Origin of the sequence: Streptococcus sp. A25 (genome assembly GCF_043674095.1) — a bacterium.
GTDB classification, from domain to species: domain Bacteria; phylum Bacillota; class Bacilli; order Lactobacillales; family Streptococcaceae; genus Streptococcus; species Streptococcus suis_V.
The window spans coordinates 1-21,255 of sequence record NZ_JBIMJO010000027.1; the positions used below are offsets into that span (position 1 = coordinate 1).

18 protein-coding genes and 1 riboswitch are annotated in these 21,255 nt (G+C 45.1%); of the genes, 11 read left to right on the plus strand and 7 right to left on the minus strand.

Annotated features, from left to right (window positions below; all coding sequences use genetic code 11):
- Window positions 1-109 precede the first annotated feature (109 nt).
- Window positions 110-547 (minus strand): GtrA family protein, encoded by a 438-nt coding sequence (locus tag ACHBID_RS10425; protein WP_105160856.1) that lies wholly within the window; start codon window positions 545-547, stop codon window positions 110-112.
- 29 nt (window positions 548-576) lie between these two features.
- Window positions 577-674: riboswitch (PreQ1 riboswitch) on the plus strand.
- Between ACHBID_RS10425 and ACHBID_RS10430 the strand changes: the two genes are divergently transcribed.
- The 3 genes from ACHBID_RS10430 (at window position 675) to ACHBID_RS10440 (ending at window position 3,964) form a co-directional block, all read left to right on the plus strand.
- Complete coding sequence (locus tag ACHBID_RS10430) at window positions 675-1,184, plus strand: QueT transporter family protein (RefSeq protein WP_105160855.1); 510 nt, start codon at window positions 675-677, stop codon at window positions 1,182-1,184. It abuts the riboswitch before it with no gap.
- 193 nt (window positions 1,185-1,377) lie between these two features.
- The gene (locus ACHBID_RS10435; protein WP_394732264.1) at window positions 1,378-3,534 is read left to right on the plus strand and encodes a Tex family protein; all 2,157 of its coding nucleotides are present in this window, start codon (window positions 1,378-1,380) and stop codon (window positions 3,532-3,534) included.
- Window positions 3,521-3,964 carry a SprT family protein gene (locus tag ACHBID_RS10440; protein ID WP_125265342.1) on the plus strand — a complete coding sequence of 148 codons (444 nt, stop codon included), beginning with the start codon at window positions 3,521-3,523 and terminating at the stop codon, window positions 3,962-3,964. The genes ACHBID_RS10435 and ACHBID_RS10440 overlap by 14 nt, the downstream gene beginning before the upstream one ends.
- Window positions 3,965-3,994: 30 nt before the next feature.
- Here ACHBID_RS10440 and ACHBID_RS10445 read toward each other — a convergent pair whose 3' ends face one another.
- From ACHBID_RS10445 to ACHBID_RS10465, 5 genes are all read right to left on the minus strand, one after another.
- The gene (locus ACHBID_RS10445) at window positions 3,995-4,420 is read right to left on the minus strand and encodes a NusG domain II-containing protein (RefSeq protein WP_105160852.1); all 426 of its coding nucleotides are present in this window, start codon (window positions 4,418-4,420) and stop codon (window positions 3,995-3,997) included.
- 95 nt (window positions 4,421-4,515) lie between these two features.
- Entirely contained in the window at window positions 4,516-6,534 is a 2,019-nt protein-coding gene (recG, locus tag ACHBID_RS10450) for an ATP-dependent DNA helicase RecG (RefSeq protein WP_394732265.1), read from the minus strand.
- 58 nt (window positions 6,535-6,592) lie between these two features.
- Window positions 6,593-7,933 carry an MATE family efflux transporter gene (locus tag ACHBID_RS10455; protein WP_105110216.1) on the minus strand — a complete coding sequence of 447 codons (1,341 nt, stop codon included), beginning with the start codon at window positions 7,931-7,933 and terminating at the stop codon, window positions 6,593-6,595.
- A 47-nt stretch (window positions 7,934-7,980) separates the two neighbouring features.
- Window positions 7,981-8,646, minus strand: a complete 666-nt coding sequence (locus ACHBID_RS10460) for a TrkA family potassium uptake protein (protein ID WP_172009209.1) — start codon at window positions 8,644-8,646, stop codon at window positions 7,981-7,983.
- Window positions 8,647-8,656: 10 nt separating this feature from the next.
- A complete protein-coding gene (locus tag ACHBID_RS10465) occupies window positions 8,657-9,991 on the minus strand; it encodes a potassium transporter TrkG (protein ID WP_105160849.1) in 1,335 nt (444 codons plus the stop codon).
- 207 nt (window positions 9,992-10,198) lie between these two features.
- On the opposite strand from ACHBID_RS10465, the gene asnA reads away from it, so the two are divergent.
- The 3 genes from asnA to ACHBID_RS10480 all read left to right on the plus strand — a co-directional run bounded on the left by asnA (window position 10,199) and on the right by ACHBID_RS10480 (window position 13,451).
- Window positions 10,199-11,191 carry an aspartate--ammonia ligase gene (asnA, locus tag ACHBID_RS10470; RefSeq protein WP_105160848.1) on the plus strand — a complete coding sequence of 331 codons (993 nt, stop codon included), beginning with the start codon at window positions 10,199-10,201 and terminating at the stop codon, window positions 11,189-11,191.
- 131 nt (window positions 11,192-11,322) lie between these two features.
- Window positions 11,323-13,170 (plus strand): translational GTPase TypA, encoded by a 1,848-nt coding sequence (typA, locus tag ACHBID_RS10475; RefSeq protein WP_105160847.1) that lies wholly within the window; start codon window positions 11,323-11,325, stop codon window positions 13,168-13,170.
- A gap of 20 nt (window positions 13,171-13,190) precedes the next feature.
- Complete coding sequence (locus tag ACHBID_RS10480; RefSeq protein WP_105110211.1) at window positions 13,191-13,451, plus strand: DUF3165 family protein; 261 nt, start codon at window positions 13,191-13,193, stop codon at window positions 13,449-13,451.
- 72 nt (window positions 13,452-13,523) lie between these two features.
- Here the strand turns inward: ACHBID_RS10480 and ACHBID_RS10485 are convergent, their stop codons facing one another.
- Window positions 13,524-14,726: a mechanosensitive ion channel gene (locus ACHBID_RS10485; RefSeq protein ID WP_105110210.1), complete on the minus strand. Its 1,203-nt coding sequence runs from the start codon at window positions 14,724-14,726 to the stop codon at window positions 13,524-13,526.
- Window positions 14,727-14,922: 196 nt separating this feature from the next.
- Here ACHBID_RS10485 and murD point away from each other — a divergent pair, with 196 nt between their 5' ends.
- From murD to ftsZ, 5 genes are all read left to right on the plus strand, one after another.
- Window positions 14,923-16,278, plus strand: a complete 1,356-nt coding sequence (murD, locus tag ACHBID_RS10490; RefSeq protein ID WP_394732268.1) for a UDP-N-acetylmuramoyl-L-alanine--D-glutamate ligase — start codon at window positions 14,923-14,925, stop codon at window positions 16,276-16,278.
- Window positions 16,275-17,363 carry a UDP-N-acetylglucosamine--N-acetylmuramyl-(pentapeptide) pyrophosphoryl-undecaprenol N-acetylglucosamine transferase gene (locus ACHBID_RS10495; RefSeq protein ID WP_105110208.1) on the plus strand — a complete coding sequence of 363 codons (1,089 nt, stop codon included), beginning with the start codon at window positions 16,275-16,277 and terminating at the stop codon, window positions 17,361-17,363. The genes murD and ACHBID_RS10495 overlap by 4 nt, the downstream gene beginning before the upstream one ends.
- Window positions 17,347-18,450, plus strand: a complete 1,104-nt coding sequence (locus ACHBID_RS10500) for a cell division protein FtsQ/DivIB (protein ID WP_394732270.1) — start codon at window positions 17,347-17,349, stop codon at window positions 18,448-18,450. Before ACHBID_RS10495 ends, ACHBID_RS10500 begins: the two co-directional genes overlap by 17 nt.
- A 151-nt stretch (window positions 18,451-18,601) precedes the next feature.
- Window positions 18,602-19,978, plus strand: coding sequence for a cell division protein FtsA (ftsA, locus tag ACHBID_RS10505; protein WP_105110206.1), 1,377 nt, complete (start codon window positions 18,602-18,604; stop codon window positions 19,976-19,978).
- Window positions 19,979-20,004: 26 nt separating this feature from the next.
- Window positions 20,005-21,255, plus strand: a complete 1,251-nt coding sequence (gene ftsZ / locus ACHBID_RS10510; protein WP_105110205.1) for a cell division protein FtsZ — start codon at window positions 20,005-20,007, stop codon at window positions 21,253-21,255.

Below are 21,255 nucleotides of genomic sequence, written 5' to 3' on the forward strand. Positions count from 1 at the left end.
TTCTATACTGAGTTGGGGAATTCTAGTATATCAGACGAACATGTCTTTTTTGTTGCACTTCATTTTACAACGCGGGTACTTAAAGCAAATAGGTTTGGACCCGCCAAACCTATTTTGTATTTTTAAAAATAAATAATTTACTAAGGACATAGTTGAGGACGATGACCAAGACCTGCGAAAGAGCAGTTGCGATAGCATTGACTTTTTGAATGTCCTGTTGAACAAATTGGCCGATGATGTGAGGGAATTTTTCGACCAGGAAATAAGCTAGAGCCATATCGAGGACCAGGGTCGAAATACGGGCACCGATAAATTTGACCAGCCGTCCCTGCCAACCATTCTCTTCCTGCTTGAAGACATAGCGGTCATTGGTCCAAAAGGCAAAGAGAATGGCAACTGTGTTGGCAATCAGAGTGACCATTAAAATGTTGGGCCAGATGTAAAAGAGGCTGGTTCGCGTGATGATATAGACCAGGGTTGCAGCGACGCCTGCGATTAGATAGAGGATGACTTCATTTTCTAAGAATGTTTTTACTAGTTTTTTCATAAGAACTAGTCTATCATTTTTTTGAAAATTATGCTATACTGGAAAACGTTGTAAATACAACCCTTGGGACTTGCTCACTTTACCCAAGCATATTTCAGGCGGTCAACCCGCTAAAGGAGAATTTTTTATGAAGACATCTACTTTTTCTGTCAAAGATCTGGCAGAGATTGCTATCGTTGCGGCCATTTATGTGGCTTTGACCCTCACACCACCCTTGAATGCTATATCCTTCGGTGCCGTTCAATTTCGGATTTCAGAAATGCTGAATTTTCTAGCCTTTTACAATCCTAAATACATCATCGGAGTGACCATCGGTTGCATGATTGCCAATTTGATTGGCTTTGGGGTCATTGATCTATTTGTTGGTGGTTTTTCAACTCTTATCTTTGTGACACTTGGTGTGAAATTATTTTCAAAATACAAGGACCACTATCTTATCAATGGTTTGATCAATAAGGCTTTTCTCTATTTTTCCTTATTTTTCTCATTTACCATGTTTACCATTGCTTTAGAGCTAAAGTTCTTGTACAATTTGCCATTTTTCCTTACCTGGTTGACAACAGCGGCTGGGGAATTGCTTTCGCTCTTGGTCGGGGCAGTCATTATGGATAAATTGGCTAAGCGATTGGATTTGTAACAGAACGAGTTAATGTGAGCATGGTCTGGACTGAAGTCCAGGCTCTTTTTGCATGTAAGATAGAATGAGCTCATTCAGTTAATCAAAGACAATAGGATTTTCTGGACTATAGCAATAAAAATTGCTCCGCAGACCGAATCTTTGGCTCTCTTTTTGAGCTGGTCAGGTCTTTTTTCATGGTATAATAGAGCTTATGGAAGAAAAATACATGAAGATTGCCCAAGAATTGGGTGTAAGTTTGAAACAGATTGATACGGTATTGACCCTGACAGCTGAGAGCAATACCATCCCCTTCATCGCTCGTTACCGCAAGGAAGCAACGGGTAATTTGGACGAGGTTCTTATCAAGGCCATTATTGACCGAGATAAGGCTTTGACGGCTTTGGTTGACCGCAAGGCGACGGTTCTGACCAAGATTGAAGAGCAGGGCAAGCTGACTGACCAGCTCCGTCAGGCCATTGAAGAGGCTGAAAAGTTGGCGGACGTCGAAGAGTTGTACCTGCCATATAAGGAAAAACGTCGGACCAAGGCGACGGTGGCGCGTGAGGCTGGTCTCTTTCCACTGGCACGCTTGATTTTGCAGTATGGTGCAGACTTAGAAACTCAGGCGGCAAGCTTTGTCACTGAAGGCTTCGATACGCCGACCGCTTGCTTGGTCGGTGCAGTGGACATTCTCGTGGAAGCTCTGGCTGAGGATGCCAAACTCCGTGCTTGGGTCTACCATGAAATCCTGACCAATTCCAGACTTATATCAGAAGTCAAGGACCAGGACAGCGATGAGAAGGCTGTCTTTGAAATCTACTATGAATTTGCCGAGAAAATCGCGAAGATGCAAGGCTATCAGACTCTTGCCATCAACCGCGGTGAAAAATTAGGCATTCTCAAGGTCGGTTTCCAGCACAATCTGGACAAGATGATCCGCTTTTTTGAATTGCGCTTTCCGCAGCAAAATGCCTATATTCAAGAAGTTATCAGTCAGGCCCTGAAAAAGAAGATTATCCCAGCTATGGAGCGCCGTATTCGTACGGAATTGACTGAGCAGGCAGAAGAAGGGGCCATCCAACTCTTCTCGAAAAACCTCCGCAACCTGCTTTTGGTTTCACCCCTGAAGGGTAAGGTAGTCCTCGGCTTTGACCCTGCCTTTCGTACAGGGGCAAAACTAGCGGTCGTTGACCAGACAGGAAAACTCCTGACGACGCAGGTTATTCACCCCGTCAAGCCGGCCTCACAGGCTCAGATTGCCCAAGCCAAGCAGGATTTGGCGAATCTGATTGGTCAATACCAAGTCGAAATCATTGCCATCGGAAACGGTACGGCCAGCCGCGAATCAGAAAGCTTTGTTGCTGATTTGCTCAAGGACTTCCCACAGGTCTCCTACGTCATCGTCAATGAAAGCGGAGCCTCAGTCTACTCTGCCTCTGAACTGGCACGTCAGGAATTTCCAGACCTAACTGTCGAAAAACGCTCTGCTATTTCCATCGCCCGCAGGCTCCAAGACCCGCTGGCTGAGTTGGTCAAGATTGACCCGAAGTCCATCGGTGTCGGCCAGTACCAGCACGATGTTAATCAGAAACTTCTGTCCGAGAGTCTGGATTTTGTCGTCGATACGGTGGTCAACCAAGTCGGTGTCAATGTCAATACGGCTAGTCCCGCCCTCCTTGCCCATGTGGCTGGTCTCAACAAGACCATTTCGGAGAATATCGTCAAGTACCGCGAGGAGCATGGCGCTCTGACCACCCGTCAAGAGCTCAAAAAGGTGCCGCGTTTGGGCGACAAGGCCTTTGAGCAGGCGGCCGGCTTCTTGCGTATTCCTAACGGCACTAATCTTTTGGATAATACTGGCGTGCATCCCGAGTCTTACAAGGCTGTCGAGAACTTGCTTGCTCATCTAGCTATCGACCACTTGGACTCTGCTGCGCAGGAAAAATTAGCGACGGTGTCAGTTGCGGACATGGCTGAAACCTTGGGCATCGGTCAGGAAACTCTGAAAGATATTATCGCAGACTTGCTCAAACCGGGTCGGGATTTACGGGATGATTTCGAGGCCCCTGTTTTGCGTCAGGATGTCTTGGATGTCAAAGACTTGAAAGTCGGTCAAGAATTGCAGGGAACGGTCCGTAACATTGTGGACTTCGGTGCCTTTGTCGATATTGGTGTCCATGAAGATGGGCTTATTCACATTTCCCGCATGGTCAAACGTAAGCGTGACGGCAAAGGTCGTCTTATGGCGCAACCTCACCCGAGTGAAATCCTTGCGGTTGGCGAAATTGTCACTGTCTGGGTGATAGAAGTAGATATAAAACGCAACCGCATCGGTCTGAGCCTCTTGAAACCTCATGGACTTGACTAAGTACGTAGAGCTGGTGTCCAGAGAGGACTTCGGCAAGGAATTTCGTCATGTAGCCATCTGGAATGGCCGTCTGCGCTCGACAGGCGGACGCTTTTTCCCGCAGGATGGGCACTTGGACTTCAATCCCAAGCATCTGGAAGAGTTTGGTTTGGAGGTCTTTCGGCAGATTGTCCGCCACGAGCTCTGCCATTACCATCTCTATTTTGAGAAAAAGGGCTATCGCCACGGGGATAGGGATTTTCAAGAACTCTTACAGGCTGTCGATGGACTTCGTTATGCACCTAAATTGGCACAAGCACAGAAACCAAATCCCCGCTACAGTTGCACGGCCTGTGGTCAAGTCTACATGAGAAAGCGCAGGATTGACCTCAAGAAATACAGGTGCGGCAAGTGCAGGGGGATGCTAAAACAGCTAAAAAACGAATCATGATAGTTTCGTCATCACGATTCGTTTTTCTTTTTATAGGGGTAAAATCAATTCTTCCTCTGTAGGTTCGCCCCCAACGGCCTTGATTTCAATCATGAGGTTGTGGGGCAGGCAGACGGAGAGTTGACCGGGTTTGCTAATCCAGCCTGTCATGACGGCAATCTGGTCCGGGCTATTGTCTTCCTTGACCCGGATACTCTGACCGTCGACTTCGATGATATTGTATTGGCCAGGATTGGGATAATAGGTGATTTCCTGGTGTTTGGTATCGGCAGCTAGTTCAAATTCATCCACGACCTCTCCGTTGATACGGACATAAGCAATGATTTTTGCTTCTTGTCCCTGCTCTGATAGCTCTGCATAGGTGAGGATAGCAGGTGTGAAGGACAGAACCAGGGCCAGTCCGATGAGCAGGTAGTCGAATAGTTTTAGCTGCTTGAGAATAGTCTTGAACGTCATAGCTCTATTGTATAGAAAAAATCCAGCTTTGTAAATTGCTGGATTGATTTTATTCTGGGGACAGATTTATAACTGAGTAGCTGACTTGATGATGCCTAATCCAACTCATTTTTCATATCCAGGTGTTGGGCCAGGATACTCCAGCTTGGGTTTTCTTGCCAGTTGGCTTCAGCGGTAATTTGGCTAGCCAGTCGCCTAGCTTCTTCTAGGATAGGATAGTCATCAATGATATTGGCAACCTGAAATTCTGGCAGACCGGATTGGCGGGTACCAAAGATCTCACCAGAGCCCCGCATTTTCAGGTCTGCTTCGGATAGGACAAATCCGTCTGTAGTTTCTGTCATCAGTTTCATCCGTTCCTTGCCGGACTCGGTTTTGGGATTGGCGACCAGGATGGCGTAGGATTGCTTGTCTCCCCGACCCACCCGGCCCCTCAGCTGGTGGAGCTGGCTGAGACCAAAACGATCCGCATCCATGATAACCATAATGCTGGCATTGGGAACATTGACACCAACCTCGATAACCGTTGTTGAGACCAGGATATCTGTTTTTCTTTCCTTGAAAGCCTGCATGATACTATCCTTTTCCTCGGAGGACATCTTACCATGCAGGAGGTCAATCGTGGCCTTCGAGCCGAAATAGTCCCTCAATTCCTCCGTTAAGGCAACCGCATTTTTCAAGTCCAGGGCTTCGGATTCCTCAATTAAGGGAGAAACGAAGTAGACCTGGCTTTCTTTTTTTAGCTCCTTTGTCATCCAATCCAGTACAACTGGTAGCTGCTGGTGTTTGACCCAGCGCGTGATAATGGGTTTTCGTCCGGCTGGAAGTTGGTTGATGATGGAGACGTCCATATCGCCAAAGGCTGTGATGGCTAATGTCCTTGGAATCGGTGTAGCCGTCATCATGAGAACATCTGGATTGCTCCCTTTTTGACGGAGGAGTTTTCGTTGCTTGACCCCAAACCGGTGTTGTTCGTCTGTGATGACTAAGCCTAATTTATGATAAGTGACTGCATCCTGAATCAAAGCATGGGTCCCGACGATCAAGTCGACCTGATTTTCCTCGATAGCCTTGAGCGCGGCCCGTCTAGGGGCAGCCTTCATTTTACCGGTTAACAGGGCTATGGACAAGTTGGGAAAGAGTCCCTGTAGGCTTTGATAATGTTGCTCGGCTAGAATTTCCGTTGGAACCATGAGGGCAGATTGAAAGCCAGCTGTGTGAGTGGCGTAGATGGCCAAGCCTGCCACAACCGTTTTTCCGGAACCGACATCACCTTGCAGCAGCCGATTCATGTGGCGACTGGATTTCATATCTTCTAAGATATCCTCCAGGACCTGATTCTGAGCCTGGGTCAGAGAGAAGGGGAGGGCCTGGATGGCTTGCTGGACAGCTAGTTGGTTAAATGGAATGGCTAGTCCCTTAGATTGGTCACGGTTTTGCGCCTTGAGTTGCTGGAGCTGTAGCTGGAAATAGAAGAGTTCTTCAAATTTAATACGGCGCAGGGCTTGTCTATACTGGTCTAAGTCTTCTGGGAAATGCATGGCCCGAACAGCGTCGATCCGTCCCATGAGCTTGTAGCGTTCCAGTATAGGGCTGGGGAGATTCTCAGTCAGGAGGTCTAAATAGCCTAGGTCCACGGCGGACTTGACCAGTTTGACCAGCTGGGTCTGACTAATTCCTTGAGCGACATGATAGACAGGCTGCAAATCATCTGCTTGCTGGGACAAGATTTTCATTCCCGTCAAGCTAGCCTTGGCTTTATCCCATTTACCCCAAATGACTATATCTTGTCCTACTTCCACCTTGTCGGCCAAATAGGGTTGATTGAAAAAAGAAACGGATACCACCACCTGGTCCTGCTTGATAGAAAAACGAAGGCGGTTGCGTTTGAAGCCATAATATTGCACATTGGCTGGAGTGACGACCTGCCCCATAATCACGGCCTTTTCGCCGTCCATAAGCTCTAAGATGGACTTTGTCTCGTAATCTTCGTAGCGGAAGGGATAGTAGCACAGGACATCTTCCACGCTATAGAGGTCTAGTTTTGTAAATTTCTCTGCTGACTTGGGTCCAATTCCAGGCAAGACAGACAGCGGGTCCTTCAAGTGTTTCATGCTTGTATTATAGCAAAAGTTTGACCAATTTCCCAAAACAAAAACACCCAGTGTCGAACTAGGTGTTTGCCATGGCTTGTTTAAGCCGTTTTCTGTAAATCAGGCTACTAGGTATGAGGACGAGAATGCTGCCAATCCAGGCTGCAGGATTAGCGGCCGCAACGCCATTGAAGCCGAAATAGTGGAGGCCAACAATGGCCACGAGAGCCCGCATAATCAATTCTCCGAAACCAGCCAGCATAGGTACGGCACCATTTCCCAGCCCCTGGATGAAGCTCCTAAGGATAAAGAGGCTGGCCACAATCCAATAACAGGAGGCATTGATGATGTAGTAGGCCAGTGCCAAGTCAAGAACGGTCTCGCTGGCGTCTGCGATGAAGAGACCTGAGAAGAACCGATTTCCCCAGATAAGAACAAGAGCGAACAAGATAGACCAGGCCAAACTGATATAGAGGGTCTTTTTGACCCCTTCCAAAATGCGGTCATATAGTTTAGCACCATAGTTTTGGGCCGTAAAGGTTGAGATAGCCAGTCCCAGATTCACCATGGGCAACATGGCCAATTGGTCCGTCCGTAGGGCAATGGATTGGGCAGCGATGGCATCGGTTCCCAACTGGTTCATCATGACCTGGAAGGTCAAGGAGCCAATGGCAATAACGCTGGCCTGTAATCCCATTGGAAAGCCAATATTGGCATGTTTGATTAACTCCTCTTTTTCAAGCTTCAAATCGCCTGGTTTTAAGTGGTAATGGGGAATTTTTCTCTTGATGTAAATGATGAGGAATATAACGGAGAAGGCTTGGGCCAAGACTGTTGCAAAGCCAGCTCCGAAGACGCCCCATTTCATGGTTAAAATAAAGAAAAAGTCAAGGCCGATATTGATGATGCAGGCGATGATGAGGGCGATAAGCGGAGTTCGCGAATCTCCCAGACTACGGATGGCACTGGACAAATAGTTATAAAAGATGGTAAAGGTCATTCCGCCATAGATAGCTAGAAGGAAGTCGTGGGCGTGCTCGATGATATCAGCAGGCGTCTGCATGAGTTCCAGGGTTGGGCGGAGAAAGAGAAGGGAGACCGTCGTCAGTACCAAACTAACGATGGCAGCATAGAAAAGTCCGTGAACAAAGCTTTTCTTGAGGCCAATCAAGTCCCCTGCACCAAAGCGTTGGGCACTAATAATGGTAAGACCATTAGTTAAGCCTTGGGCAAAGCCTAGAATCAAAAATGTCAGTCCAACAGTGGCTCCTACACTTGCAAAGGCCGTGGTCCCAAGGGTATGGCCAACAATCATGCTGTCAGCAAAATTGTAGGTTAACTGGAAAAAGGAGCCAATCAAGAGAGGGATAGCAAATTGTAAAATAACAGTTAAGGGTTTCCCCTTGGTCAAATCGTTCATATAATCTCCTTAAAATATGAATGATAAATCAGTCAAAACTTGTCACCTTATCCTGTGAACTCTTCAAAATGATCGACCGTGTTGTGGTCCGTTACAGCCATAACGACCTCGTCTTCATTGAAAACATAGTCAGGCGATAACTGGATATTGAGTTCCTTGGTGGTTTTGAGGCGGTAGCCGATAATGTTCATCTTGTAGTTCTGACGCAGTTGCAACTCTGCCAAAGTCTTGCCCAGCCATTTTTTAGGGGGGTGAAACTCAACGATGGACACGTTACCATCCAGCTGGACTAGGTCCGTCGTATTGCGGTGGAGGAGGTGCTTGGCCAGGGAAACGCCTGTTTCTCTTTCTGGTGAAATAATCTTATCAGCACCAATTTTTAAGAGGACCTCTTTAGCGGTCTTGCTCTTCACCTTTGCGATGACCTTTGGAACACCCAGTGCCTTACAGTGGAGGACGGCTAGGACGCTAGACTCCAGATTGTCACCTGTTGCGACGACGACGGTATCACAGCTGTCAATACCTGCGGCCCGCAAGAGGGATTTATCAGTGATATCTCCGACAATACCGCGGGACAGGATGGGCTCCAATTGGTTGATTTGATTTTCATGATTATCGACGGCGATAATGTTGCAGTTGTAGGGATGTAGGGTCTTAGCGATAGTGGTACCAAAAACGCCTAGACCTAAAATACCGATAGTAAATGATGACATGGGTTCTCCTTTAAACAATCATGGTTGATTTTGCATATTGTAATTTATCCTTCTTGTCAGGTCTGTGACTAGATAGACTGACTAGAATGTAGATAGGGCCGATTCTGCCAAAGAACATCAGGAACATGATGATAACTTTTCCAGCCAAACTGAGGAAGGGGGTTAAATTGGCGGTCACACCGACCGTTGCCAGGGCTGACATGACCTCAAACATGAGGAAAATCAAAGGTTGCTTAGCATCTGTCACACTGAGTCCAGCCAAGCCTAAGATAAAGACAGACGTAAAGACGATGAAGGTTGCAAATGCCTTGCGGATGGTCAGATGGTCAATGGTATGGTGGTTGAAATTAGTATGGGGAAGCCCCAGAATTTCGCTGCGTGCATAGAGTAAAAGCGTCAGGAAGGCTGTGATTTTAATACCTCCTGCCGTACCACCAGGGGCTCCTCCCAGCATCATTTGGAAGATATAGAGGAGGAGGGTGATAGGTTCGGCCTTGGTATAATCAATACTGGCAAAGCCTGCTGTCCGCATGGTCACCGTTTGGAAAAAGCTGGTCAATAGTTTGTTGCCCAGCGACATGGAGCCAATAGTGGCAGGATTATTGTATTCTGTGATAAAGGTTAAGACTGTCCCCGCTGCAAGAATGAGTACAGTCAGAGCCAGCACTACCTTGGTATGGAAATGGAGTTTTCTGTGGTGGAATTTCTTGCCTATTTGAGAACGTAAGTCAAACCAGACGGAAAATCCCAATCCTCCCATGATAATCAGAGCAGCCAAGGTTAGATTGATGAGGGGATTTTCAGCGTACTGGACGATGCTGCTGGCCCCTAAATTATCAAAACCAGCATTACAGAAGGCAGAGACAGCCACAAAGACAGAAGAAAATAGACCGTCCTTCCAGCCGTATTCTGGAACAAATTGAAAGGCCAGGAAGAAGGCGCCCAGGGCCTCACTGGCAAAGGTAAAGGCAAAGACAGATTTGATAAAGCTGGAAAAATGCTTGGTGTCCGTTCGCGACAGGGCCTCCTGTAAGGTAGAAGCATTGACAAAACTCAATTTCCGTCCTCCTCGAAGGGAGAAGAGACCGATAAAACTAATTAAGCTCAATCCGCCGATTTGAATCAGGACCATACAAATCAATTGTCCAAACATGTTGTAGGTTTCAGCCACAGGCTTGGTAAATAACCCCGTCACGCAGACCATGGATACCGTAGTAAACAAATGGTCCAGGTAGCTAGCAGTAGAGCTAGCCTTTTGAGCAATTGGTAAACTGAGCAAAAATGAGCCAACCAGAATTACAGCTAGGAAACTGGCGATAATCCGTTGACTAGGTGAAAATTTCATTTTCAAAGCCCCATTCTATTCTATAAAATATGAAGCCATTTTAGCATAATTTTTCCAAAAAGTAAGGAAAGAAGTGGCGAGAAAGCAGAAGAACCAGCATTTTGGAAGAAATAATTCATTAAATTTTCAGAATATTTAATAAAATCCTTTACAAGTCGATGAAAATGGGTATAATAGGGAGTATAGAAAAAATTAGGAGGTTTAGGTATGAAGAAAAGTTTCATTCAGCAGCAAGAGGAGATTTCTTTCGTCAAGAATACATTTACCCAGTATTTGAAAGACAAGCTAGAAATCGTTGAAGTGCAGGGACCGATTTTGAGTCGTGTCGGGGATGGTATGCAGGATAATTTGTCTGGCGTGGAAAATGCCGTTACCGTTAATGTCAAACTGATTCCAGATGCGACCTACGAGGTAGTGCATTCCCTTGCAAAATGGAAGCGTCATACCTTGGCTCGTTTCGGTTTCAATGAAGGCGAGGGACTCTTTGTCCACATGAAGGCTCTCCGCCCGGATGAAGAAGATTTGGATACCATCCACTCGGTCTATGTAGACCAGTGGGATTGGGAAAAGGTTATTCCAGCTGGTCGGAGAAATCTGGCCTATCTGAAGGAAACAGTTGAGCAGATTTACAAGGCCATCCGCCTGACGGAGTTGGCAGTTGAGGCGCGTTACGATATTGAGTCTGTCCTGCCCAAGAAAATCACCTTTATCCACACAGAAGATTTGGTCAAAAATTTCCCTGATTTGACACCTAAGGAACGTGAAAATGTTGTTGCCAAAGAATACGGCGCTGTTTTCCTCATCGGTATCGGTGGTGAATTGGCCGATGGCAAGCCACATGATGGTCGCGCACCTGACTATGATGACTGGACGACACCGTCAGAAGGTTCTTACAAGGGTCTCAACGGAGATATTTTGGTCTGGAATGAAGCTCTAGGTTCTGCCTTTGAATTGTCCTCAATGGGCATTCGGGTGGACCAAGATGCTCTCAAACGCCAAGTAGCTATTACCGGCGATGAGGCTCGTTTGGCCTATGATTGGCACCGTGCTCTCTTGGACGGCCAGTTTCCGCTATCTATCGGTGGTGGTATTGGACAATCGCGTCTGGCCATGTTCCTCCTTCGTAAAAACCATATCGGTGAGGTTCAATCCAGCGTCTGGCCACAAGAAGTCCGAGATAGTTTTGAAAATATTTTGTAAGAGATTGGTGACAATCTCTTTTCTCTCGCTTTCATTGACCCATTGAAAACATTTACAACGTGATAATCTGTGATTTTTGCTGGAATCTGTGATATACTCGTTTAGTTAAAGAAATAAATATTGAGGATATTATGACAAAACTTAGAAATGACATCCGTAACGTAGCCATCATTGCCCACGTTGACCACGGAAAAACAACCCTCGTTGATGAGCTCTTGAAGCAATCACAAACTCTTGATGAGCGTACGCAGTTAGACGAGCGTGCCATGGACTCAAACGACATCGAAAAAGAGCGTGGGATTACTATCCTTGCTAAAAACACTGCTGTAGCTTATAACGGTACTCGTATCAACATCATGGACACACCAGGACACGCGGACTTTGGTGGTGAGGTTGAGCGAATCATGAAAATGGTTGACGGTGTTGTCCTTGTCGTAGATGCCTACGAAGGGACCATGCCACAAACTCGATTCGTATTGAAAAAAGCCCTTGAACAAAACCTGACACCAATCGTTGTTGTCAACAAGATTGACAAGCCTTCAGCTCGTCCAGAAGAAGTAGTGGACGAAGTGCTTGAGCTCTTCATCGAGCTTGGTGCGGATGATGACCAGTTGGAATTCCCAGTTGTTTACGCATCTGCTATCAACGGAACATCTTCTCTGTCAGACAATCCAGCTGACCAAGAAGAAACAATGGCACCAATATTCGATACCATCATCGAGCACATTCCAGCTCCAGTTGATAACTCAGACGAGCCACTTCAGTTCCAGGTTTCGCTCTTGGATTATAACGACTTCGTTGGTCGTATCGGTATCGGCCGTGTCTTCCGTGGTACGGTAAAAGTTGGTGACCAAGTTACCCTTTCTAAACTCGACGGTACAACGAAGAACTTCCGCGTAACTAAGCTCTTCGGTTTCTTTGGCCTTGAGCGCAAGGAAATCCAAGAAGCTAAGGCAGGTGACTTGATTGCCGTTTCTGGTATGGAAGACATCTTCGTTGGTGAGACGGTAACTCCTACTGATGCGGTAGAAGCACTCCCAGTTCTTCGTATCGATGAGCCAACTCTTCAAATGACTTTCTTGGTCAACAACTCACCATTTGCAGGTCGTGAAGGTAAGTGGGTAACTTCTCGTAAAATCGAAGAGCGTCTTTTGGCAGAATTGCAGACAGATGTTTCTCTCCGTGTAGAAGCGACTGATTCACCTGACAAATGGACTGTTTCAGGTCGCGGTGAATTGCACTTGTCAATCTTGATTGAAACCATGCGTCGTGAAGGCTATGAGCTTCAAGTTTCACGTCCAGAGGTTATCATCAAGGAAATCGATGGCGTGAAGATGGAGCCATTTGAGCGCGTGCAAATCGATACTCCTGAAGAATACCAAGGTTCTGTTATCCAATCCCTTTCTGAGCGTAAGGGTGATATGTTGGATATGGTTTCAACAGGTAATGGCCAAACTCGTCTTGTTTTCCTTGTACCTGCGCGTGGTTTGATTGGTTATTCAACAGAATTCCTTTCTATGACTCGTGGTTACGGCATCATGAACCATACTTTTGACCAATACTTGCCAGTTGTCCAAGGTGAAATTGGTGGTCGTCACCGTGGTGCCCTTGTTTCTATCGATCAAGGTAAGGCAACTACTTACTCTATCATGCGTATTGAAGAACGTGGTACCATCTTTGTCAACCCAGGTACTGAAGTGTACGAAGGAATGATTATCGGTGAAAACTCACGTGAAAATGACTTGACCGTTAACATCACGACCGCTAAACAGATGACAAACGTTCGTTCAGCTACCAAAGACCAAACGTCTGTAATTAAGACACCACGTATCTTGACCCTTGAAGAATCTCTTGAATTCTTGAATGACGATGAGTACATGGAAGTAACACCAGAATCTATCCGTTTGCGTAAGCAAGTTCTCAATAAGGCAGAACGTGATAAGGCTGCCAAGAAGAAAAAATTAGCAACTGAAGAATAGAAATCTCAAAGGGGACTGTCATGTTTTATCTGATACTAGCAATATTATTGGTGCTCTTTTATATCTTTTTAGCCCCCAATAATGTACGAGGGACCATCAACCTCATGGTAGCAGTTGTTGCCGTTGTAGCCCTCTTCATCTTTTTAATGCTAGCCTTCCTAAAAATCTTGCAGGTATCTTCAGATATTTGGGTAGGATTTATCGTCATCTTCATCGGCCTATGGGCCATGAGAGACATCTATTATCTAGATAAACCGAGTCGAAAAACAGTGAGAAAATAAGAAGAAGCAGGATTGGAAAGAGTCCTGCTTTTTTGCTATATTAAAAGCCCGACTTACTGTCGAGCTAAGATATTATTCTTTATCGATTTTCTTTTCTAATTTTTCCAATTGTTTGGCTGCGAAGTCACGACCACCGAGACCGAAGGCCAGGGCAAAGGCAACAGCCAAGGCTCCCAGAATAATCGTGAAGGTCGATTGAACGATATTCTGTGCGAATTTCAATTGGTCAAGAGCCATGAAGGCTGCAAAGACAATGAGGCCATAGCGGACAAGGCCAGCTAGGAAGGCATTGTTGGTCACCTTGCTCAAGAAACCAGATAGAATGTTGCCACCAATGACTGCCAAAACAAGAATGGCAATGGCACTAATCAGGGACGGAAGGTAGGCAAGAATGGCTGTACCAACAGCGTTAAAGACTTGCAGGTTAAGAACTTGGATAGCTTGAACAAAGAAGAATACAATAATGATGCCACGAACCAATTGAGCCAGGATAGAGGAAAGTTGGAAGTTGGCATCTTCTTTGTTTGTCAAATACTTAGAGTAGGCATTGATACCAGCAGTTTCAAGAAGATTTTCCAAGAGGTTGCCCAAGAGCTTGGCAATGAAGCTACCAAGAGCGACTAGGACAAGGGCTACCAGGATATTTGGAAGGAAGCCAATGACCTGGTTGAGAATGGTGACGATTGGTTGAGAAATGCTGGTGATACCCAGAGTTTCCAAGGCCAAGGTCAAGATTGGAATGAAGATAAGAACGTAAACGACTGTTGCTAAGACAGTGATGAGTTGTTTAGTGTCAAATGGCAATTTTTCTTGGCCAGTAACCTTGGTGTACCATTTGTCAATTTCCAGACGCTCCAAGAAGGCTTTCAGAAGACCCTTAATGAAGTTACAGAAGAAGGTTCCTACAAAGAGAATCAATCCAGCTGCAATCAAATTAGGAATAAAGGCAAAGAATTTTTGGAACATGCTCGAAATCGGGTCAACAGTACTGCTGATATTCAAGCCCGAAAGGATAGAAGGCAGGAAGAAGAGAATGACCAAGAAATAAACCAGTTGACCGAGGTTTTTAATGATGGCCTGTCCATTATCTTCCGGCTTGAGGACACCCCATTTTTGCAATTTTTGAGCAAATTGAATCTTGTTCAAACCAGCCAGGGTTAATTTACGCAGGAGACCTGCAAGGACAAAGGCAATGATCAAGAGAACGATCATGCGGACAACTCCTGGCAAGGCCGAAACCAAGGGCAGGAAGAGTGTATCGAAAATATTAGACATATAGATACTCCTTAAAAATATATTTCTATTTTAGTCTAACATTTTTATAGGTAGAGTGCAAAGAAAACGCTTTACAGTCTGCTTTTTGTGGGATAAAAGGTAGTATAGGAGGTGTTAGCTTGTTGCTATGGCTTGAAAAAGCCGGGCTTTCAAGGTAAAATAAAGTGTTAGAAAGTTGAGAGATAGGAATTGTAAGATGAAACAAATTGATAGTGTCAAAAATAAAAAGGTCCTGGTTCTGGGACTGGCTAAGTCAGGCGAGTCGGCAGCTCGCTTGCTCCACCAGCTCGGTGCCATTGTTACAGTCAATGACGGCAAGCCGTTTGAGGATAATCCCACAGCTCAATCTCTCCTGGAAGAGGGGATTCGTGTCATCTGTGGCAGCCATCCCCTAGAATTATTGGATGAAGAATTTGCCCTCATGGTGAAAAATCCAGGTATTCATTATCAAAATCCTATGGTAGAGAAGGCCTTGAAAAAAGGGATTCCAGTTTGGACAGAGGTGGAGCTGGCCTATTTGATTTCAGAAGCGCCGATAGTGGGTATCACAGGTTCAAATGGCAAGACCACGACTACGACCATGATTGCGGAAGTTCTCAATGCTGGCGATACATCTGCTAAACTGTGTGGGAATATCGGTTATCCAGCCTCATCAGTGGCTCAAACAGCGACAGAAGAGGACACCTTGGTCATGGAATTGTCTTCCTTCCAGCTTATGGGGACGGAGTCCTTCCGACCATACATTGCTGTGATTACCAACTTGATTGCCAGCCATATTGATTACCATGGGACCTTTGATGCCTATGTTGCTGCAAAATGGCTGATCCAGCGTCAGATGACGGCTGACGATTTTATTGTGCTGAATTTTAATCAGCAGGAAGCCAAGGATTTGGCTGCTCAGACTTTAGCGACCGTGGTGCCTTTTTCTACGCTAGAGGTGGTAGATGGGGCTTATTTGGCAGAAGGCAAGCTGTATTTCAAGGGTGAATATATCATGGATGCTGATCAGATTGGTGTTCCCGGCTCGCACAATGTTGAAAATGCCCTGGCGACGATTGCGGTTGCCAAGTTACTGGGTGTGGCGAATCAGTCTATCCAGGAAAGTTTGGCTGCCTTTGGTGGTGTCAAACATCGCTTGCAATTTGTAGGAACGATCAACGATATTTCCTTCTACAATGACAGTAAATCTACTAATATATTAGCTACCCAAAAAGCTCTATCAGGTTTTGACAATAGCAAGGTCATTTTGATTGCCGGTGGTTTGGATCGTGGCAATGAATTTGATGACTTGGTGCCAGATTTAGTTGGATTGAAACAGATAGTGATTCTCGGTCAATCTGCTGAGAGAGTCCAGCGGGCTGCAGACAAAGCGGGAGTGGATACCATTTCAGCGACAGATATTGCTGATGCCACTCGCAAGGCCTTTGAATTGGCTCAAGCAGGAGACGTCGTTCTCCTTAGTCCTGCCAATGCAAGCTGGGATATGTATGCCAATTTTGAAGTTCGAGGGGATGTTTTCCTCGACACCTTTGAGGAGTTGAAAAACAAATGAAAAAAATCGTATTTACGGGTGGGGGAACAGTCGGTCATGTGACTCTCAACCTCCTCCTAATCCCGCGTTTTTTGGAAGAAGGCTGGGAAGTTCACTATATTGGAGATGAAAAAGGGATTGAGCATGAACAGATTAGCCAGTCTGGTCTGGACGTGACCTTCCATTCCATTGCCACAGGTAAACTGCGCCGTTACTTTAGCTGGCAGAATATGCTGGACGTCTTTAAGGTTGCCTGGGGGATTGTCCAATCCTTAGTGATTATTGGCAAAATCCGTCCTCAAGCCCTCTTTTCAAAAGGTGGTTTTGTATCCGTTCCGCCTGTCATTGCTGCCAAGGCTCTCGGCGTGCCAGTTTACATTCACGAATCAGATTTGTCTATGGGACTGGCCAATCGCATTGCCTATAAATTCGCTACAACCATGTATAGCACTTTTGAGCAACCACTGTCACTGACAAAGGTTAAACATGTGGGGGCAGTGACCAAGGTAGGTCAGACCAAGAAGAAAGTCACCCCTATTCAACTGCCGGAAATTCTGAAACAGTTTGATAAAGAGCTGCCAACGTTACTTTTTGTTGGTGGTTCGGGTGGTGCCAAGGTTTTTAATGACCTGATTAGTCAGCATAAATCGGCCTTGACCGAGCGATTTAACATTATCAATCTGACTGGAGATAGCAGTCTCAACAGTCTGGAACAGCACCTCTATCGTGTGGACTATGTGACGGAGCTCTATCAGCCCTTGATGGATTTGGCGGATGTGGTAGTGACCCGTGGTGGCTCCAATACCCTCTTTGAGTTGATTGCTATGAAAAAGCTGCATCTGATTGTCCCGCTTGGATTAAAGGCCAGTCGAGGAGACCAGATTGAGAATGCCAATTATGCGGTCAATAAGGGCTATTCACGAAAATTGGATGAAGAATTTTTGACGCTGGAGTCACTTTTTGATGAAGTGGGTTATTTGTTGACCAATAAAGACCAATTTGTCACACAAATGGAAAACTCCAATGAAATCCAGTCGGTAGATAGTTTCTATGCTATTTTGATGTCAGATATTGAGGGTGGAGGTGCCAATGGGCCACAAAGATGAACAACTGATTTCTGATGAAAACGAAAAATTTGTAGAGGTCCAAGAGATGGAGGAAACTGAAGACCAGGAGGTAGAATCTGAGTCCTTTTCAGAAGAGCAAAGTGATATAGAGCGAGCTGATGAACATTCGCATGTAGAAGGCGATGAGGAAAGTTCTTTTGAGGATGAAGAGACCGATGCTGAACCTATAGCATTGGAAGACTTGGATCCAGATGAAGCCAGCGAATTTTTCAGGAACTGGAAGGAAAAGTTCAAAGAGCACCAACAAATCCAGGAAGAGGAAATCAAGCAGGCAGAAGACCAGGCAGAGACTGAAGTAACACCTGTTTCAAAAAGGTCTTTCTTTCCATTTGGACGAAAAAAAGCAGGAGAAAAGAGTAAGAAAACAGAAGCTAGAATTCCTAAGGATGTCCTCCTTAAATCTATTCCGCTTTATTTAGCTGGGCTCCTCATCATTCTCTCTTCTGCCTATCTGATTAGCCCTTTTGGTAAATTGAAAGATATTCAGGTAAAAGGAAATGAGCATATTTCGGAAGAATTGGTAAAAGAGTACAGTAATATCCATGAAAAGGACTATGTCCTATCTGTCCTTCTCAACCGAAAATCCTACATCAAGAATATCGTCAACAGAAGTAATCTAATCAAGGACGTATCTGTTCAATTCCAGCTGCCTAATCGCTTTTTGCTAGAATTAGAAGAATATAAAGAGCTTGGTTTTATCACAGAGAATAATCAATTTTACTCCATCTTATCTAGTGGCGAGGTTTCAGAGGTTCCTACTGAGGAAGAAAATATGCCTCTGAATGCAACAATGGTTCACACAACTGACAGGGAATTGTTGAAAAAAATGGCTTTACAGCTAGCTGAAATTGATGAGAATATTCGCGCCAATATCCTGACTATCGATTTGACACCTACTAAAGCAACCAAGGATTTGTTGACCTTGACCATGGCTGATGGCAACGTCGTCCTGGTGCCAGTTTCAGAGCTAGATATCAAGCTTCCCTACTATCCAAAAATTGCTCGCCAGCTCATTTTGCCGAGTATGATAGATATGGAAGTTGGAGTTTACAGTTATGCTTTATAAAGCAAGGAAATGAGAAAAAATCTTTTAGAAATAAGCATGAAAAATAGCCATTTTAGAATGTTATATGGTATAATTAAGGATGAATAATTCTATTTATCTAAAAAATGGATGCTTTTTTAAAATGAGATGAAAGTAAGAGAGGACTGACAGAATGGCTAGAAACGGCTTTTTCACGGGATTAGATATTGGTACAAGCTCCGTTAAAGTCTTGGTTGCGGAATATATTGATAATGAAATGAACGTTATTGGAGTAAGTAACGTTAAGAGTGCTGGGGTCAAGGACGGGATTATCGTTAACATTGATGTTGCAGCCGCAGCAATTAAAAAGGCCTTAGAACAGGCTGAAGAAAAATCTGGGATTCGCATCGATAAGGTAAACGTCGGTTTGCCAGCAAACCTTTTGCAAATCGAGCCTACTCAAGGGATGATTCCAGTCACAACAGATTCCCAAGAAATTACAGACTTGGACGTTGAAAATGTTGTTAAATCAGCCTTGACCAAGAGCATCACACCAGAGAGAGAAGTGATTTCTTTTATTCCAGAGGAATTTGTGGTGGATGGCTTCCAGGGAATCAAAGATCCCCGTGGAATGATGGGAATCCGTCTAGAGATGCGGGGTATGCTCTACACAGGTCCAAGAACTATTTTGCACAATCTACGTAAAACCGTTGAGAGAGCTGGAATCCAAGTTGAACATGTTGTGATTTCTCCTCTGGCCCTAACAAGGTCCGTTCTCAATGAAGGTGAACGTGAATTTGGTGCTACGGTGATTGACCTCGGTGGTGGTCAGACAACTGTTGCAGTTATGCGTGGCCAAGAGCTCCAATACACGAATATCTACCAAGAAGGTGGCGACTACATCACCAAGGATATCTCTAAAGTCCTTACTACATCTCAAAGTATTGCTGAAAATCTTAAATACAACTACGGTATCGCTTATCCAGCAGATGCAACTGAAAAAGAAACATTCACTGTTGAAGTGATTGGAGAAAGCAAGCCTGTTGAAGTAACAGAATTGTACTTGTCAGAAGTGATTGCTGCTCGTCTTCGCCAGATTTTCAATAAAATCAAACAAGATTTGGAAAGAACACGAGCATTGGAATTACCAGGCGGGATCGTTCTTGTCGGTGGTGGAGCAATTCTTCCAGGTGTTGAAGAATTAGCAGAAGAAGTTTTTGGTGTAACGACAAAAATCTTCGTACCAAATCAAATTGGTATCCGTAATCCATCCTTCGCACATGTGATTAGCCTAGTTGAGTATGTCGGTCACCTGAGTGAAGTGGAAAAAATTGCACAATATGCTGTAAACGGTGAGGCTCAGCTACGTATCAAACCAGTTGATATTCAACCAACAAGTCGAGTTCAAGTTCAACAGCCTGTAAGAGATTTTGAAGATGAAATCGCTGATGAACCGGTATATGATACGACCGTAAAACCATACGGACAAGAAGAATATGGTCAAAACGAGGAACCAAAAGTTAAGTTGACCGATCGTATCCGTGGTCTCTTTGGAAGTATGTTTGAATAATGAATGAAGGAAAAGGTAAATAATCTATGACAATTTCATTTGAAACGGCAAATACTGGTGCTGTAATTAAAGTTATTGGTGTCGGCGGTGGCGGCGGAAATGCTATCAACCGCATGATTGAAGAAGGTGTAGCTGGCGTAGAATTTATTGCGGCTAACACAGATGTTCAAGCTTTGAGCAGTTCAAAAGCTGAAACAGTCATCCAATTGGGACCTAAGTTAACTCGTGGTCTTGGTGCTGGAGGTCAACCTGAAGTTGGTCGTAAGGCTGCTGAGGAAAGCGAAGAAACTCTGAAAGAAGTTCTTTCAGGTGCAGATATGGTCTTTATTACAGCTGGTATGGGTGGAGGCTCTGGTACAGGTGCTGCACCAGTTATCGCCCGTATCGCCAAAGAGTTGGGTGCCCTTACTGTAGCAGTTGTAACTCGCCCATTTGGTTTCGAAGGAAACAAGCGTGGTAACTTTGCTATCGAAGGTATTGATGGTCTGCGTGAGCAAGTAGATACTCTCTTGATTATTTCAAACAACAACCTCCTTGAGATTGTTGATAAGAAAACTCCGCTTTTGGAAGCCTTGAGTGAAGCAGACAATGTCCTTCGTCAAGGTGTTCAAGGGATCACAGACCTCATCACTAACCCAGGTTTGATCAACTTGGACTTTGCGGATGTGAAGACTGTGATGGAAAATAAAGGCAACGCCCTTATGGGTATTGGTATCGGTACTGGTGAGGACCGTGTCATTGAGGCGGCTCGCAAGGCGATTTATTCACCATTATTGGAAACAACTATCGATGGTGCTGACGATGTCATTGTCAATGTGACCGGTGGTTACGATATGACCTTGACAGAAGCAGAAGAAGCTTCAGAAATCGTTCATCAGGCAGCCGGTCAAGGTGTAAACATTTGGTTGGGTACATCAATCGATGAATCGATGAAAGATGAAATCCGCGTAACCGTTGTTGCGACAGGTGTTCGTCAGGATGGACCTTCTGCTAAAACATCGCCATCAGGTACAACCAAACATCACCGTCCTGAGGTCGTTTCTGCAGCCCGTTCTGCGGCTCGCTTTGACTACACCTCAACACCGGCACCAACTCCTTCTTCTGTTCAACAAGCAGAAGTTCCAAAAGCTTCAGCATTTGGTGAATGGGATTTACGTCGCGAGAATTTGTTGAAATCTTCTGAGCTTGAAGCACGTCCTAGTATTTCGGTTGAGAAATTTACAGTCGAAGAAGATGAAGATGAGTTAGACACTCCACCATTCTTCAGAAATCGCTAG